The organism is Oceanibium sediminis (assembly GCF_003265325.1).
Classification (GTDB): Bacteria; Pseudomonadota; Alphaproteobacteria; order Rhodobacterales; family Rhodobacteraceae; genus Halovulum; species Halovulum sediminis.
The window spans coordinates 36615-51430 of the sequence record NZ_QGNX01000008.1 but is presented as its reverse complement, the minus strand read 5'-3'; the positions used below and the strand labels follow the sequence as shown (position 1 = coordinate 51430).

Annotated in this window: 17 protein-coding genes; 6 read left to right on the top strand and 11 right to left on the bottom strand. The window is 64.9% G+C overall.

Annotation, left to right across the window (positions count from 1 at the left end):
• Positions 1–3: 3 nt before the first annotated feature.
• On the bottom strand, positions 4–747 hold the full coding sequence (locus tag DJ029_RS17615; RefSeq protein WP_112323812.1) for an aspartyl/asparaginyl beta-hydroxylase domain-containing protein: 744 nt from the start codon (positions 745–747) through the stop codon (positions 4–6).
• Positions 748–826: 79 nt separating this feature from the next.
• On the opposite strand from DJ029_RS17615, the gene DJ029_RS17610 reads away from it, so the two are divergent.
• Complete coding sequence (locus DJ029_RS17610) at positions 827–1492, top strand: DUF1638 domain-containing protein (protein ID WP_112323811.1); 666 nt, start codon at positions 827–829, stop codon at positions 1490–1492.
• Here DJ029_RS17610 and DJ029_RS17605 read toward each other — a convergent pair.
• From DJ029_RS17605 to purC, 5 genes are read right to left on the bottom strand one after another with little or no spacing between them, the layout of a single operon-like run.
• Positions 1487–2836, bottom strand: a complete 1350-nt coding sequence (locus tag DJ029_RS17605; RefSeq protein ID WP_112323810.1) for a sigma-54-dependent transcriptional regulator — start codon at positions 2834–2836, stop codon at positions 1487–1489. The two genes, DJ029_RS17610 and DJ029_RS17605, sit on opposite strands and share 6 nt — an antisense overlap.
• Before the next feature lie 9 nt (positions 2837–2845).
• The gene (locus tag DJ029_RS17600; RefSeq protein ID WP_112323809.1) at positions 2846–4606 is read right to left on the bottom strand and encodes a sensor histidine kinase; all 1761 of its coding nucleotides are present in this window, start codon (positions 4604–4606) and stop codon (positions 2846–2848) included.
• 54 nt (positions 4607–4660) lie between these two features.
• Positions 4661–5335 (bottom strand): phosphoribosylformylglycinamidine synthase subunit PurQ, encoded by a 675-nt coding sequence (purQ, locus tag DJ029_RS17595; protein ID WP_112323808.1) that lies wholly within the window; start codon positions 5333–5335, stop codon positions 4661–4663.
• Entirely contained in the window at positions 5332–5577 is a 246-nt protein-coding gene (gene purS, locus DJ029_RS17590; protein ID WP_112323807.1) for a phosphoribosylformylglycinamidine synthase subunit PurS, read from the bottom strand. The genes purQ and purS overlap by 4 nt, the downstream gene beginning before the upstream one ends.
• A 23-nt stretch (positions 5578–5600) precedes the next feature.
• Entirely contained in the window at positions 5601–6362 is a 762-nt protein-coding gene (gene purC, locus DJ029_RS17585) for a phosphoribosylaminoimidazolesuccinocarboxamide synthase (RefSeq protein ID WP_112323806.1), read from the bottom strand.
• Positions 6363–6512: 150 nt separating this feature from the next.
• On the opposite strand from purC, the gene DJ029_RS17580 reads away from it, so the two are divergent.
• Both DJ029_RS17580 and DJ029_RS17575 read left to right on the top strand, forming a co-directional pair.
• Complete coding sequence (locus DJ029_RS17580; RefSeq protein ID WP_112323805.1) at positions 6513–6833, top strand: DUF1476 domain-containing protein; 321 nt, start codon at positions 6513–6515, stop codon at positions 6831–6833.
• On the top strand, positions 6826–6987 hold the full coding sequence (locus DJ029_RS17575) for a DUF2256 domain-containing protein (RefSeq protein ID WP_112323804.1): 162 nt from the start codon (positions 6826–6828) through the stop codon (positions 6985–6987). Before DJ029_RS17580 ends, DJ029_RS17575 begins: the two co-directional genes overlap by 8 nt.
• 19 nt (positions 6988–7006) lie before the next feature.
• Here the strand turns inward: DJ029_RS17575 and DJ029_RS17570 are convergent, their stop codons facing one another.
• Both DJ029_RS17570 and purB read right to left on the bottom strand, forming a co-directional pair.
• Positions 7007–7525 carry a glutathione peroxidase gene (locus DJ029_RS17570; protein ID WP_370445254.1) on the bottom strand — a complete coding sequence of 173 codons (519 nt, stop codon included), beginning with the start codon at positions 7523–7525 and terminating at the stop codon, positions 7007–7009.
• Between the two features lie 107 nt (positions 7526–7632).
• Positions 7633–8934: an adenylosuccinate lyase gene (purB, locus tag DJ029_RS17565; protein ID WP_112323803.1), complete on the bottom strand. Its 1302-nt coding sequence runs from the start codon at positions 8932–8934 to the stop codon at positions 7633–7635.
• A 166-nt stretch (positions 8935–9100) separates the two neighbouring features.
• Here purB and DJ029_RS17560 point away from each other — a divergent pair, with 166 nt between their 5' ends.
• Together DJ029_RS17560 and DJ029_RS17555 are read left to right on the top strand one after the other, a co-directional pair.
• Positions 9101–9517, top strand: coding sequence for a DUF6314 family protein (locus DJ029_RS17560; protein ID WP_232823127.1), 417 nt, complete (start codon positions 9101–9103; stop codon positions 9515–9517).
• 70 nt (positions 9518–9587) lie between these two features.
• On the top strand, positions 9588–10223 hold the full coding sequence (locus DJ029_RS17555; RefSeq protein ID WP_112323801.1) for a biotin transporter BioY: 636 nt from the start codon (positions 9588–9590) through the stop codon (positions 10221–10223).
• Between the two features lie 64 nt (positions 10224–10287).
• Here DJ029_RS17555 and DJ029_RS17550 read toward each other — a convergent pair whose 3' ends face one another.
• Together DJ029_RS17550 and DJ029_RS17545 are read right to left on the bottom strand one after the other, a co-directional pair.
• Positions 10288–10851, bottom strand: coding sequence for a hypothetical protein (locus DJ029_RS17550; RefSeq protein ID WP_112323800.1), 564 nt, complete (start codon positions 10849–10851; stop codon positions 10288–10290).
• Entirely contained in the window at positions 10848–12386 is a 1539-nt protein-coding gene (locus DJ029_RS17545; RefSeq protein ID WP_232823126.1) for an ABC transporter substrate-binding protein, read from the bottom strand. Before DJ029_RS17545 ends, DJ029_RS17550 begins: the two co-directional genes overlap by 4 nt.
• A gap of 390 nt (positions 12387–12776) precedes the next feature.
• On the opposite strand from DJ029_RS17545, the gene DJ029_RS17540 reads away from it, so the two are divergent.
• A complete protein-coding gene (locus DJ029_RS17540; protein ID WP_112323798.1) occupies positions 12777–14384 on the top strand; it encodes an ABC transporter substrate-binding protein in 1608 nt (535 codons plus the stop codon).
• A gap of 169 nt (positions 14385–14553) precedes the next feature.
• On the opposite strand, the gene DJ029_RS21960 is transcribed toward DJ029_RS17540, so the two are convergent.
• The gene (locus DJ029_RS21960; protein ID WP_198671185.1) at positions 14554–14718 is read right to left on the bottom strand and encodes a hypothetical protein; all 165 of its coding nucleotides are present in this window, start codon (positions 14716–14718) and stop codon (positions 14554–14556) included.
• Positions 14719–14816 lie beyond the last annotated feature (98 nt).

The window sequence follows — 14816 nt, the reverse complement described above, 5'->3', positions numbered from 1 at the left end:
CCCTCAGGTGCCGATGGCGGCCTTCGCGCGCATTCCCTGCGTGCGCTGGCCGATCCTGGCCGCGCCGAGCACGCCCCGCGAGATCCAGTTCAGCCACCACGGGTGGTTCTTGCGGTAGACGTCCAGCAACAGCACGATGCGCGGCGTATCCGAGCGGTTGGTGGCGGAATGCATGAAGGTATCGTCCCACAGCATATCCTCGCCTTCCTTGAGGAAGTAGTCCCGGCCGTCGATCATCAGTTCGCAGGATGTCCTGCCGTCGCCCAGGTCCTGCACCAGGTAGGGCAGGTGGTAGCGCCAGACGCCTTTCCAGGGGCCACGGTGCGGGCGCAGGTGCTTGCCGGCCGGAAAGACCGAGATCGTGGCCGAAACCACATGCGGATTGCGGCGCAGGAAATCGGCCATGATCGGCATTTCTGCCATGTTGTCGGGGTAGTCGAAACCATAGGCGCGCAGGTTCGCCATCCGCCAGGGGATCTTGTCGAAGTCGTAGAAGGTGGTCTGCGCGGCCATGATCTCGTGGTTGGCGGGCAGCTCACGGCCCATGGAGATCTTCAGCGCCTCGGCGCGCAACTCGGGGTACTTGTCGCGCAATTCGGCGGCTTCGGGGAATTCCGAAAGGATATCGTCGGCAATCGCGGGCGTGGGGAAGGCGATTTCATAGGGCCGACGCATCAACTCGCGCCAGAAGCGATAGCTCCATGGGCCCCATTTGATGATCTTGCGAATGCGTTTCTTCAGACGCATAGTCACGCTCCGAACTGTTTGGGTGAGTTGTGTGTGTTTGAAATTTGTTTAGCAAAGTGAAGACGAAGGCAATAGTTGCATGAGCGATGAGGCGAATGATCCCGTGCCCCCGGTCCCGAGCGATACGGACCTGACCGAGAAGGGCCTCGCGCCGAAAGGGCAGGGCCGCATCCTGCTGATCGCCTGCGGTGCGCTTGCGCGCGAGATCCTGGCGCTGAAGGCGGCCAATGGCTGGACGCATATGGACCTTCAGTGCCTGCCCGCGAAGCTGCACCTGCACCCCGACCGCATCCCCGATGCGGTGGAGGCGGCGGTCAAGGACGCGCGCAAGGATTATGCCGATATCTTCGTGGTTTACGCCGATTGCGGCACCGGCGGCCTGTTGCAGGCGCGATGCGATGCGCTGGGGGTCGGCATGGTCCCGGGCCCCCATTGCTACGCGTTCTTCGACGGGAACGACGCCTTCATGAGCCGCCTCGAGGACGAGATCACCTGCTTCTACCTGACGGATTTCCTGGTGAAGCAGTTCGACGCCTTCGTCTGGCGGCCCATGGGGCTGGATCGCCATCCTGAGCTGCGCGACATGCTTTTCGGCAACTACGAACGGCTGGTTTACCTGGCCCAGACGCGGGATCCCGCGCTGGAGGAAAAGGCGCGGGAGGCTGCACGCCGCCTGGGGCTGGCGTACAGCTATCGTTTCACCGGGTATGGCGACCTTGCAGTGGCGCTGAACGCGGCGTCATAGGTATTCGCCGCGCACCAACCCGTATTTCGCCATCTTCTCGTTCAGGGTGCGGCGGGGCAGGGCCAGTTCCTCCATCACCGCAGAGACGGCACCGCGGTTACGGCGCAAGGCATTGTCGATCAACATCTTTTCAAATGCCTCGACATGTTCGCGCAGGGGTTTTTCGACCATGATCTGCGGCGCGCTCGGGCGCATTTCCCCGTCGTCCAGCAGCGGGGCGAGCCCCTCTTCCCCGCGCCGCTTGTGCAGCACCGCGCGCTCGGCGACATTCATCAGCTGGCGGATGTTGCCGGGCCAGGGCGCCTGGATCAGGCGCGCGGCGTCCTCGGCCGAAACCTCGGGCGGCTCGCAGCCGTAATCCTCTGCGAACTGGGCGCAGAAACGGTTGAACAACAGCAGGATATCCTCGCCCCGGTCGCGCAGCGGCGGGGTGGACAGGTGCAACGCCGAGAGGCGGAAGAATAGGCCCTCGCTCATCCCCTCGGGCGGGGTGTCCCCGCTGGAGATGGAGCTGGAGATGGAGATGATGTGCAGGTTGCGCGGCGCGGTTTCCGTGTCGCCGCCTTCACCGTGGCGCAGCTCCGTCACCAGACGGGCCTGCAGCGCCAGCGGCAGCGCCTCGATGTTCTCAAGCGCCAGCGTGCCCCCGTCCGAGGCTTCCACGGCGGGGCGACGCTCCGGCTCTTCGATGGGGCCGAACAGGGATTTCTCCATGTCTTCAGCGTTCAATGCGGCGCAGTTCACGTAAACATAGGGCTTGCCCTTGCGCGGCCCGCAGGCGTGCAGCGCGTGTGCGATCAGGGATTTCCCGGTGCCGGTTTCGCCGGTGATCATGACGTGACCATCCGCTTGTGCGACGTCGAGGATCGTTTCGCGCAGCCGCTCGATCACGGCGGAGGAGCCGACGAGCTTGCGCAGCAGCATCGTGCCATCCGACATCTCGCGGCGCAGGCGGCGGTTGTCGAGCGTCAGCCGCCGGGTGGTGGCGGCGCGGCGCGTCATGTCGGCCAATCGCTCGGGGTCGAAGGGCTTCTCGATGAAGTCATAGGCCCCGATGCGCATGGCTTCGACGGCCAGCGACACGTCGCCGTGCCCGGTGATCATGATCACCGGCAGGGACGGGTCCACGCTTTGCAGGCGCTTCAGGAACGCCATGCCATCGATCCCGGGCATCCGGATATCGGAAATCACGACGCCGGGGAAATCCGCCCGCACATCGCGCAGTGCCGCTTCGGCGCTGTCAAAGGTCACGGTCTCGAACCCTGAAAGGTTCAGCCACTGCGCGATGGAGCCGCGCATATCCGCCTCGTCATCGACGATCGCGACCATGGGTTTGCTTGACATTTGAACCTGTTACTCCGCTGCTTGGGTCGAATTATCCATGGCACGGGGAAGCTGCAGTTCGAAGACTGCACCGTGTGGTTCGGCGTTTCTGGCAAAAAGACGCCCACCCAATTCATTCGCGATCCCGGCCGAGATGGCAAGGCCGAGTCCAACGCCCTCTCCGGGTTTCTTCGTGGTGTAGAATGGCTCGAAAAGCGCCTCTGCGTCGTCGATGCCGTGGCCGTTGTCGCGCACCGAAAGCGAGACCTGCCGCCCCTGCACCAGCAGGATGTCGATCACCGGGTCGTCCACGTCCGAAACCGCGTCCAGCGCGTTGCGCAGAAGATTGATGATGATCTGGTCCAGCCGCACCGGATCGGCGCGTACCATCACCGGCGTCGCGGGCAGGGACTTGCGGATATCCACGCTGGTCTGTCCAAGCTGCGGCGCCATCATCGCGAGGCTGCCGTCGACCGCGTCGCGCAGGTCCACCAGACTCAGCGCGTCCGAGCCCTTGCGCGCGTAGGATTTCATCTGCTTGGTGATGGTGCCCATCCGTTCCAGCAGGTCGTCGATGCGGTGGAAGGAACTCAGCGCCTCGTCCTTGCGGTCCCGCTCAAGCAGCAGGCGCGCGCCGGCAAGATAGGTGCGCATCGCCGCCAGCGGCTGGTTCAGCTCATGGCTGACAGCGGCCGACATCTGCCCGATGGCCGCCAGTTTGGAGGCCTGTTCCAGCGATTGCTCGGCAACTTCAAGGTTGCGCTCAACCCTTTGACGTTCCTCGATTTCCTCGCTGAGGCGGGCGTTCAGGCGGCGCAGCTGGCCGGATTCCTCGGCGATCAGGCGGCTTTGCCGCTGCAAGCGCTTGTTGGCGAGGAACAGGAACATCGCCAGCAGCAGCGCCAGCCCCGTCAGTTCCAGCGCCAGGATGGCGTTCACCCGCGCCCGGACCCCGGTGAGAGAGGAAAAATACGTCAGCCGCCAGCCGCGAAAGCCGGTCTTCACCTCGGTGCGCAGCAGCCATTGCTCGTCAAGAAAGACGTAGGGATTGTCCTCGACCGAGTTGCGCGTCAGGCCCAGCGCGCGCCGCACCGTGCTCGGCGGCGGTTCGGAGGCGAGCACGTTGGTCAGCGTGTTGCTGCGCCATCGCGTGTTGGAGGCAAGGACCACCGTGTCGCTGGTGTTGGTCACCGCGACCAGGTCGTTGCGGTTTCGCCAGCTGACCTCCAACTGGCGCATGTCCACCGCGACGACGATCACGCCGATGGGCGTGTTGCCCTGCACGACCTTGCGCGCGTAGTGAAAGCCCAGCGGGCCGCTGTCCTCCTCGCCCGAGACGGTGAAGATCGTGCCCGACTCCCGCAAGGCATTGGAATAATAGGACTGTTCGCTGCGGTTCGCACCGATGTTGCGCCGCTCAGACGATGCGACAACCCGCCCGTCAACGTCCAGCAGCTCGATCGTGTCGACGCGGATATCCGTCGCCACCTCGATCAGCTGCTGGGAGGTCGAGGTGTAGTCCTTGGTCTGCAACGCGGTGACGAAAACCGGGTCGCGCGCCAGCAGCAGCGGCACCAGCGATTGCTGGCGCAGCAGCGTGACCATGTTGCCCGCGTAAAGGGCGGCGCGCAGCTGGCTTTCGGTGCGTTGCGTTTCGGAAAAGCGCTGCGTCAGGTACTGGTTCGTCACCACCATCAGCGCCAGGCCGAACGCGACGAACGCCAGCACTGCGAGGCGCATCCATGCGGACATGGTCGTGTGGAAAATAGGGATGCGGGCGCTGTCGCTCATGATGAAAGGCTAAGTGAGGCGGCCTGCACGGGCAAGGGCGCGATGCGGCCGGGATCAGGCCCCGGCCATCACACCTTCGGCAAGTCCCGCGAAGAACGGGGCGCCGTCGGTCCCGCCCAGGGCCGGGTCGTTCGCGCGCTCGGGGTGCGGCATCATGCCAAGGATGCGCCGGTTCTCAGACAGGATCCCGGCGATATCGGCGGTGGAGCCGTTCGGGTTCTGCTCATAGGTGAAGGCGATCCGGTCCTCACCGCGCAGCCGGTCCAGCAGCGCGGGCTCCGCCAGGTAGTTGCCGTCGTGGTGGGCGATGGGAATGTCAATGCGCTGGTTGCGGGTGTAGCCGCAGGTAAAGGCGCTGTCGTTGGTCGCCACGCGCAGCGGGGTTACCTTGCAGACGTATTTCAGTTGCGCGTTGCGCATCAGCGCGCCGGGCAGCAGACCCGCCTCTATCAACACCTGGAAGCCGTTGCACACGCCCAGCACATGACCGCCGCGCGCCGCGAAATCCACAACCGAGCGCATGATCGGCGCACGGGCCGCGATCGCGCCGCAGCGCAGGTAGTCGCCGAAGGAAAAACCGCCCGGAATTGCGACCAGGTCCAGCCCTTCGGGCAGGCTGGCGTCCTTGTGCCAGACCATCTGCGGGGCGCGGCCGGTGGCGCGCTCCAGCCCGACGGCCATGTCCCTGTCGCAGTTCGAGCCGGGAAAGACGATGACCGCGGCCTTCATGCGCCGAGGATCTCTATCCGGTAATCCTCGATCACCGTGTTGGCGAGCAGCTTCTCGCACATCTTCGCGACATCGGCTTCGGCGGCGGCAGCATCGCTCGCCTCGAGGTCGAGGTCCATGACCTTGCCCTGGCGCACGCCGGTGACCCCCTCGAAGCCGAGCGAGCCGAGCGCGTGGCGCACCGCTTCGCCCTGGGGATCCAGGACGCCGTTTTTCAGGGTGACATAGACACGGGCTTTCATGCGCGTTCCCTTGTATTCTTAGGTTACTGAACGAGTTTCGGACCAGGCACGGTGGAGCCGTTGCGCGGCAGCACGCCAAGGCGGCGGGCCACCTCGGTATAGGCGTCGGCCAGGTTGCCGAGATCGCGGCGGAACACGTCCTTGTCCAGCTTCTGACCGCTTTCGATGTCCCACAGGCGGCAGCTGTCGGGGCTGATTTCATCGGCGACGATCAGGCGCTGGAAGTCACCTTCGAAGATGCGCCCGATCTCGATCTTGAAGTCGATCAGGCGAATGCCGACGCCATACATCAGGCCGGACATGAAATCGTTGACGCGCAGCGCCAGTGCGATCATGTCGTCCACGTCCTGCTGGCTGGCCCAGTTGAAGGCGATGATATGCTCTTCGGTGACCAGCGGATCGCCGAGCGCGTCGTCCTTGAGGTAGAACTCGATGATCGGGCGGGGCAGGGCGGTGCCCTCGTCCACGCCGAGCCGCTTGGACATGGAGCCCGCGGCGACGTTGCGCACAACCACCTCAAGCGGGATGATCTCGACCATGCGCACGAGTTGCTCGCGCATGTTCAGGCGTTTGATGAAGTGGGTCGGCACACCGATCTGGTTCAGTCCGGTCATGAAATGCTCGGACAGTCGGTTGTTCAGCACGCCCTTGCCTTCGATGACATCGCGCTTTTCCGCGTTGTAGGCGGTGGCGTCGTCCTTGAAGTACTGGATCAGCGTGTCGGGCTCGGGCCCTTCATAGAGGATCTTCGCCTTGCCCTCATAAATCATGCGGCGGCGTGCCATTGGCCATGCTCCGTTAACTGGAATTGAGCTTAGCCTATAGGCAATGCGGCCGGTGGGGGCAAGGATTCGCGGCGCGCCCCCTTGCCGCGCGACGGGCACACGAATAGATAGATTGCGACGTCAACATTTTACCGGCCGGAGGCTGTGCCCATGTCAAACTTCCCTGATCGTGAGAAAGCGTTTGAGAACAAATACGCCCATGATGCGGAGATGCAATTCAAGGCCGAAGCGCGGCGCAACAAGCTGCTCGGGCTCTGGGCCGCGGAAATGCTGAGCAAGACCGGGGATGACGCGGATGCCTATGCGCGCGAAGTGATCAAGGCGGACTTCCAGGAAGCCGGGGACGAGGACGTGTACCGCAAGGTCGCCGCGGACCTGGGCGAGATGGTCGAAGAGGACGAGTTGCGCGCCAAGATGGCCGAGCTGATGCTTGTCGCCAAGGACCAGATCCTGACGGAGAAGGGTGAGTAAACCCAAGGCGGGGTTCCGCAACCCCGCCAACCTGCCCAGCAAGACATGCGCCGCCTGCGGGCGTCCATTCACCTGGCGCAGGAAGTGGGCCCGCGACTGGGACAGCGTGCGCTATTGTTCCGAACGCTGCCGACGCAACGGCGCGGCATCCTGACAGGGCCGGAAGCGGCGCATTACAGCGCCGCGTCTATCGCGCGCAGGACCTGCGCGCTGTCGGGCCGGACGTTGGAGTTGAACTCCGCGACGATCCGCCCCTCTGAATCCAGCAGGATCTTGTGGAAATTCCAGCTCGGCGTGACGCCCTGTTCCGCCGCCCAGGCGTAGAAGGGGTGCGCCCCTGCGCCGCGCACGACCTGGATATCGGTCATCGGCAGGGTCAGGGCGAAATTGACCTCGCAGAATTCCTTCACCGCCGCTGCGTCGTCCAGTTCCTGCCCGCCGAAATCGTCCGATGGCACGGCAAGCACCGTCGCGCGGCCGGCGTAGGACTCGTGCAGGGCCTGAAGCGCGTCGTATTGGGGGGTGTAGGCGCATTGCGAGGCGGTATTGACCACCAGCACCGGCTTGCCGCGCAGTGCGGCCAGATCGATCGTGCCGCCGTCAATCGAGGGGAAGGTGAACTCAGGCGCCGCCGCCAGGGCGGGCAGGCTCAGCGCGAGCAGGGGCAGGGCAAGGGCGAACCGTCGTGTCAGCATCATATCCTCCGTCTTGGAAGGATATACGAAAGGGCGCGTGAAATGGTTTCACGCGCCCTTCGGGTTTTCACGGGCGCGGGCCTAAGGGCGCCGCGCGATCGGGATCAGGAAAAGACCCGCGCGAAGATCGTGTCCACGTGCTTGGTGTGATAACCGAGGTCGAATTTCTCTTCGATCTCTGCCTCGCTCATCACCGCGCGCACATCGGCGTCGCCCTTGAGTTCCTCCATGAAATCAGCGCCTTGCTCCCAGACCTTCATGGCGTTGCGCTGGACCAGGGTATAGGCATCCTCGCGGCTGACGCCTTTCTGGGTTAGCGCCAGCAGTACGCGCTGGGAATGCACCAGGCCGCGGAACTTGTTCATGTTGGCGATCATGTTGTCGGGATAGATCACCAGCTTGTCCACGACACTGGTCAGGCGCGACAGGGCGAAGTCCAGCGTCACGGTGGTGTCGGGGCCGATGTTGCGCTCGACGCTGGAATGGCTGATGTCGCGCTCATGCCAGAGGGCGACGTTTTCCATGGCCGGAACCACCGCCATGCGCACCAGCCGCGCGAGGCCGGTCAGGTTCTCGGTCAGCACGGGGTTGCGCTTGTGGGGCATCGCAGAGCTGCCCTTCTGCCCCTTGGAGAAGAACTCCTCCGCTTCCAGCACCTCGGTGCGCTGCATGTGGCGGATTTCGGTCGCGATATTCTCGATCGAGCTGCCTACAACGCCGAGGGCGGCGAAGAACGCCGCGTGACGGTCGCGCGGGATCACCTGGGTGGAGATCGGCTCGGGCTTCAGGCCCAGTTTTTCACAGACATGCGCCTCGACCGAAGGGTCGATGTTGGCGAAGGTGCCGACGGCGCCGGAAATCGCGCCCGTGGCCACTTCGGCGCGCGCGACGCGCAGGCGTTCGAGGTTGCGGTCCATCTCGGCGTAGAAGCGGGCGAAGGTCAGGCCCATGGTCGTCGGCTCGGCGTGGATGCCGTGGCTGCGCCCGATGCGGATCGTGTCCTTGTGCTCCAGCGCGCGGCGTTTCAGGGCGGCGAGCAGCCCCTCCATGTCCGCGATCAGGATGTCGGCGGCGCGCACCAGCTGTACGTTGAACGTGGTGTCCAGCACGTCCGAGCTGGTCATGCCCTGGTGGACGAAGCGCGCTTCCTCGTTGCCGATGATCTCGGCCAGGTGGGTGAGGAAGGCGATGACGTCGTGCTTGGTCACGGCCTCGATCTCGTCGATGCGGGCGACGTCGAACTCAACGTCCTTGGCTTTCCACACCGCTTCCGCGCTTTCCTTCGGGATCACGCCGAGGTCGGCCATCGCATCGCAGGCGTGTGCCTCGATCTCGTACCAGATGCGGAACTTGGTTTCGGGCGACCAGATGGCCACCATGTCGGGTCGGGAATATCTGGGGATCATTTGGATCAGCCTTGCTTGAGTGCGCTGTGGCGCCGTCATAGACTGCGGCGCCAATGGCGGCAAGGGACGGGCGGGCATATGCGGCAACAGGTGGCATGTGGCCCCGCGCGACGATGCCGCCAGAAGGGTGGCGGTGTTGCGGGCGGATATGAAGGTGGTTTGACAAGTGCCTGACCTTATGAGCTTTCTGGGAGATTGGCGGATCGCGAGGGTGATCGAGGACCGCCGTGCGGCGGCGTCGGGGCGTTTCACCGGTCAGGCCTGCTTCAGCGCGGATGAGAAGGGCCTGCACTATGCCGAGCACGGTTTGCTGACCTTGGGCGACGCCGCCCCGATGGAGGCGCGCCAAAGCTACCATTGGGCGCAGGACGGCGGGACATTGATCATCCGTTTCCCGGACATGCGCCCGTTTCACGAGGTGCCCGCCGATGCGGCCACCCCCGAGGCGCGTCATCACTGCGCCCCGGACGACTACCACGTTCACTATGATTTCCGGGACTGGCCCGCGTGGCGCGCGGTCTGGACCGTGCGCGGCCCGCGCAAGGACTACACGATGACCTCGACTTATCGCCCGGACGGATGATCGCCCTTGCAACCTTGCAGGTCAGGGTGCAAAACCAAAGCCATATGCCAAGAGCAGGAGGGAAAACCCCATGAGTATTGCCATCAATGACCGCGTTCTGGCCGACCTCGGCCCGACCAGCGGCGCTGCCCTTTGGGCGAAGCGCGCCGCCCTTGTCGCGGGCGGTATCGCGGCGCTTGCCGTTGCGGCCAAGATCAGCGTGCCGATGTGGCCGTCGCCGGTGCCGATCACCATGGGGACCTTCGCTGTTCTGACGATCGGCGCGGCCTACGGGATGCGACTTGGGCTGGTGACGATCCTCGGCTACATGCTGATCGGCGCGCTTGGCTACGATGTGTTTGCTTCGTCGTCGTCGTCGGTGAACGGGCTCGCCTACATGATGGGCGGCACCGGGGGCTTCCTGGCCGGTTACGTGCTGGCGGTCATGCTGCTCGGCGCACTGGCCCGGCGCGGCTGGGACAAGAGCGTGGTGAAGATGGGCGCGGCGATGCTGCTCGGCAACGTGGTGATATATGCGCTCGGTGTGCCCTGGCTCTACACGCTGGTGGACGGTGGGCTGTTCAACGCCGCCCAGTTCGCCACCGCCTGGGATCAGACCCTGGCCTGGGGCGTGACGCCTTACATGATCGGCGATGCGCTGAAGCTGGGCCTCGCGGCGCTGCTGCTGCCGCTGGCCTGGAAGCTGGTGGGCAAGGCCCGCACCTGACGCCACCCTGCGGACCTGACAAGGTTTACCGCCGCCGCGCACCCTTTGCGCGGCGGTTTTTCGTTCAGACCCCGGGGCTTTTCGAGGTGAACACCCGGATGTAATCCCCGGGGGAAGAGGCGCTCCACAGGACCCGGACGCGGAACGGGTTCTCGGTATCGATCCAGACCATGTCACGGCTTTCCAACCCCCGCAGGCGCGGGTTGAGGTAGGTGACATCCGTGTTGGCCAGGAAATCCGTCGCCGCCATGGTGCGCTGGCTGGTCGCGATGCCAAGGATCGGCGCGTCGAATTCCACATAGCCCGCCTGGCGCATCGGCCCTGCGGGATCGAAGAAAACGTAGTGACTGGCAACGACGGAGCCCGCCGGGATGGTCAGCCCGTAAGCGCCGATATCCACCGCGATATCCTGTTCGATCAGGATATTCTGATCCTCGTCAAAGGCATGGAGGTCGGGGCTCTGCTGCGCGTTGCGCCCGACGACAAGCCCGTCGCGCGCATCCAGCAGGCGGAACTCACCGCCGCCGCCGCCGCCGGTCACACCGCCGCCGATCGTTGTCGCGGAAAGCGGGGGCGCGCTGCTCAGAAGACCCAGAAGGATCAGCGAGAGGCGCGCCCGCCCCCTCATGCGGCAAGCGACCAGAGATCGTGGTGATGCTCGTCCGTCGGGTGGCGGCGCACGCCCTGCACCCGGTCGGTGTGGTGCAGGAACAGCTTGCGCCAGTAGGGCTGGATGATCGTGCCGTCTTCGCGCAGCATCTGCTCCAGCTCGGCCATGATCGCGCGCCGCTCTTCCGGCGCGACGGTGCCAAGCGCGTCGGCAAGCCGGGCATCGAAGGAGGCGTCGGCGAAACCGGTTTCGTTCCACATCCCGTCCGACGTGTAGGCCAGCCTCAGCACCTGCACGCCCATGGGGCGCATGCCCCAGGCCGAGCAGGAAAACGGATGGGTGCGCCAGTCCGCCCAGAACTGCGCGCCGGGCAGGATCGTGCGGCGCAGCTTGATCCCGGCGTCGCGCAACTGCGCGGCGATGGCGTCGGCGGTGGCGCGGTTCCAGTCGTCATCGACGGAGATCAGCTCATGCTCGTAATCGGCGACGCCCGCTTCCTCGATCAGGGAAAACGCGCGCGTCGGGTCCACCGGGGGCGGGCCGATATCCGCGTAATCGGGGTGCATCGGACCGACATGGTGGTTCTCGGCCACCGCACCGAGGTTTGCGTAGCCGAGTTCCAGCACCACCGCGTTGTCCACGGCAAGGGCCAGCGCACGGCGCACGCGCACGTCGGTGTACCCGGCCTCTTCCGGGGCGGTCGTGCGGTTCACCCGCGCGACGAGCGTGGCGCCGGAAAGCACCTCCTCGCGGATCAGGCCGAGGCTGTCGAACAGTTCCACGAACGGGCCGGTGCTGTCGTCGCACATGTCGATCGCACCGCTTTCGAAGGCGGCGATGAAATCGGCCGGATCGGTTCCGAGATCGACATACTCGATCCGCTCGATCGGAACCTCGCCGCCCCACCAGCCCGCGCGCCGCTCCAGCACGGCGCTGACGCCGGGGGTGACGCTGCTCAGCATGTAGGGGCCGGTGCCGATCGGGGTCGCACTGAGGTTCGCGCCGGCGGCGTCGAAACCCGGGTGCACGATCAGCGCGGGGTAATCCGCCATGCTGGGGATCAGGGTGATGTCCGCCGCGCGCAGGATCAGCACGAGGGTCAGCTCATCGGTGACCTCGATCGCGCCGGTGGCGAGCTGGCCGGTGGCGGGATCGATCAGTGCGCTCATGCGGTCGGCCATGGAGTTGCCGGGCAACGAGCGGTCGCACCAGCGGGTCAGGTTGTAGGCCACGTCCTTGGCGGTGAACGGATCGCCGTTGGACCATTGCACGCCGGGGCGCAGCCGCAGGGTGTAGCGCATCGCGTCCTCGGACACGTCCCAACCTTCGAGCAGCCAGGGCTCCAGGGTGAAATCGGGGGTGTAGCGCACCAGGTTCTCGACCAGGCCTCGCGCGACGTTGCCCATCTCGGGCCAGTCGAACAGCCGCGGATCGCCGATGTCGAAGACGGGCATCTGGCAGCGCAGCGTCGCCGCCGTCGGAGCGGCGTCCTGCGCGCGGGCGCGGCCGGGCAAGGCCAGGCCCAGCGCGCCATAGGCGGCCGACGCGCTCATCCCGAGGGCGGTGGCCGTTGCCAGGAACTCCCGCCTCGACAGTTCGTCCCCAGCGTGCGGTGGTGAGGGCAGTAACGGATGGCGGGTGCGATGCGATTTGGCCAAAGCTGATATCCCGAGGTAATGGCGATGTGCGGGTGGCGTGACCCTGATCCCACCAGCCATAGCGCCGCCGCGTGGCCACATCAATCATGACGACGCCCGGCCCGCCGCTTGCGCCGATGATTGCAGGCCGCGCGCCGGTGCGCAGAATGGGCGGACGCAACCGCCCGAAACCTATCGTACAGCGGATGAATTTGTCGTGAACTGGAACTCGGGGAAGTCTGACCTTCCAATCCTTGATCAGTCAGGTAGGCTGTAGCGGACGAAATACATACCTCGGGAGGTAATATGAGCGACAGAGAAACCGATAAAATTGTGGCGGACATCATGTCGGCCGCGCGCAACAAGCGCATCGGGCGTCGTGGTTTCATGGAAGGCATGATGGCGACTGGCGCAGGTGTAGCCGCCGCGTCGACCATGTGGGCAAGCAAGGTCGCAGCCCAGACCCCCAAGAGGGGCGGGACGTTCCGCGTCGGTGTGCACGACGGCAACACGTCCGACAGCATGGACCCGGGGCAGTACGACTCCGTGTTCGAAATCCAGCTGGCCCATTGTCACCGCAGTTTCCTGACCGAAATCACCAACACGAACGAGCTTGGACCCGACGTCGCCTCAAGCTGGTCCGCGTCCGACGACGCCTCCGAGTGGCGCTTCGAGCTGGCCCCGGACGTGACCTTCCACAGCGGCAAGAGCCTGACCGTGGACGACGTGATCGCCTCGCTCAACCATCACCGTGGCGATGACACCACCTCCGCCGCGAAGGCGCTGCTGGCGGATGTGACCGACGTGGTCGCCGATGGCGACAACGCCGTGATCATCAAGTTGCGCTCGGGCAACGCCGATCTGCCATATCTTCTGTCGGACTATCACCTCGTGATGCTGCCCTCGGACGGGTCGGGCAACGCGATCTTCGACACGCAGGACGGCACCGGCCCCTACAAGATCGTCGCGCATGAGCCGGGTGTGCGCACCCAGCTTGAGCGCCACGACGGCTGGCACCGCGAAGGCGCCTGGTTCGACGCGGTCGAAATGGTCGTTCTGAACGACGCCAACGCCCGTCAGACCGCGCTGATTACCGGCGACATCGACGCGATCACCGACGTCGACCTGAAGACCGTGGGCCTTCTTACCCGCGCGCCGGGCATCTTGATCGACGACGTGCCCTCGGGCAGCCATGTAACGCTGCCGATGTTCTGCGACGTGGAGCCCTTCAACGACGTGAACGTGCGCCTGGCGCTGAAATACGCGATCAACCGCGAAGAGATCATTCAGAAGATCCTTTTCGGGTATGGCTCCATCGGGAACGACCATCCGATCGCGCCCTCGCTGCCCTATTGGGCAGACCTGGAGCAGCGCCAGTACGATCCCGACAAGGCGAAGTTCCACCTGAAGGAAGCAGGGATGGAGAACCTGAAGGTCAGCCTTTCTGCGGCGGATTCGGTGATGTCCGGCGCGGTCGACATGTGCGTGCTCTATTCCGAGCAGGCCAAGGCCGCCGGGATCGACATCGAGGTGGTGCGCGAGCCGAACGACGGCTACTGGTCCAACGTCTGGCTGACGAAGCCGTTCATCTTCGTTCAGTGGGGCGCACGCCCGACGCCGGACGTGATGTACTCGCTCGCCTACAAGTCCGACGCCGCCTGGAACGAAAGCCACTGGCAGAACGAGCGGTTCAACGAACTGCTGCTGCTGGCCAAGGCGGAACTGGACGACGCCAAGCGCCAGGAGATGTACACCGAGATGCATACGCTCTGCCGCGATGACGGGGGCACGATCGTGCCCTTCTTCCGCAACCGGACGATGGCGCGGCGCGACAACGTCATGCACGAGGAAAACATCGCCTCGAACTGGGAGCTGGACGGCGCGCGCGGCTATCACCGCTGGTGGTTCGCCTGATCTGACAAGGGCGGGGGGCTTTGCGGCCCCCTGCCTATGCCCTTGTGGGGCCTATACGTGGGCTGACACGGGGGGCTTAAACGCGAAACGGGCCTGCATGATGCAAGCCCGTTTCAATCTCGTTTTGGCGTGGAAGCCTTTGGCCGGCCGATCCCGGACCTCTGCTCGCTCATGCGCCGTACACGGCGTTGCGGGCAATCTTGCGGATATCGCCTTCGTAGATGTCCAGGTCGAGGCGGGTATCGATGTTCATGGCCGACAGCGCGGCAACGGTGCGGTTGTAGGCACGGCGCTTCCTTGCGGAAGTTTTCAGCGTGTTGATGATCGCGTTCATGTCATTCATCCCTTGACGTGTCCCAGGGCCCATCCCTTGGACACGTCACAGGTATGACCGATGTTAGCGCTTATCAAACGCCCATACGGCAAACCCAC

Coding starts and splice junctions, on each gene's coding strand:
- DJ029_RS17615 (WP_112323812.1), bottom strand. CDS start 747: ATGCGTCTGAAGAAACGCATTCGCAAGATCATCAAATGGGGCCCATGG.
- DJ029_RS17610 (WP_112323811.1), top strand. CDS start 827: ATGAGCGATGAGGCGAATGATCCCGTGCCCCCGGTCCCGAGCGATACG.
- DJ029_RS17605 (WP_112323810.1), bottom strand. CDS start 2,836: ATGTCAAGCAAACCCATGGTCGCGATCGTCGATGACGAGGCGGATATG.
- DJ029_RS17600 (WP_112323809.1), bottom strand. CDS start 4,606: ATGAGCGACAGCGCCCGCATCCCTATTTTCCACACGACCATGTCCGCA.
- purQ (WP_112323808.1), bottom strand. CDS start 5,335: ATGAAGGCCGCGGTCATCGTCTTTCCCGGCTCGAACTGCGACAGGGAC.
- purS (WP_112323807.1), bottom strand. CDS start 5,577: ATGAAAGCCCGTGTCTATGTCACCCTGAAAAACGGCGTCCTGGATCCC.
- purC (WP_112323806.1), bottom strand. CDS start 6,362: ATGGCACGCCGCCGCATGATTTATGAGGGCAAGGCGAAGATCCTCTAT.
- DJ029_RS17580 (WP_112323805.1), top strand. CDS start 6,513: ATGTCAAACTTCCCTGATCGTGAGAAAGCGTTTGAGAACAAATACGCC.
- purB (WP_112323803.1), bottom strand. CDS start 8,934: ATGATCCCCAGATATTCCCGACCCGACATGGTGGCCATCTGGTCGCCC.
- DJ029_RS17555 (WP_112323801.1), top strand. CDS start 9,588: ATGAGTATTGCCATCAATGACCGCGTTCTGGCCGACCTCGGCCCGACC.
- DJ029_RS17550 (WP_112323800.1), bottom strand. CDS start 10,851: ATGAGGGGGCGGGCGCGCCTCTCGCTGATCCTTCTGGGTCTTCTGAGC.
- DJ029_RS17545 (WP_232823126.1), bottom strand. CDS start 12,386: ATGAGCGCGTCGGCCGCCTATGGCGCGCTGGGCCTGGCCTTGCCCGGC.
- DJ029_RS17540 (WP_112323798.1), top strand. CDS start 12,777: ATGAGCGACAGAGAAACCGATAAAATTGTGGCGGACATCATGTCGGCC.
- DJ029_RS21960 (WP_198671185.1), bottom strand. CDS start 14,718: ATGAACGCGATCATCAACACGCTGAAAACTTCCGCAAGGAAGCGCCGT.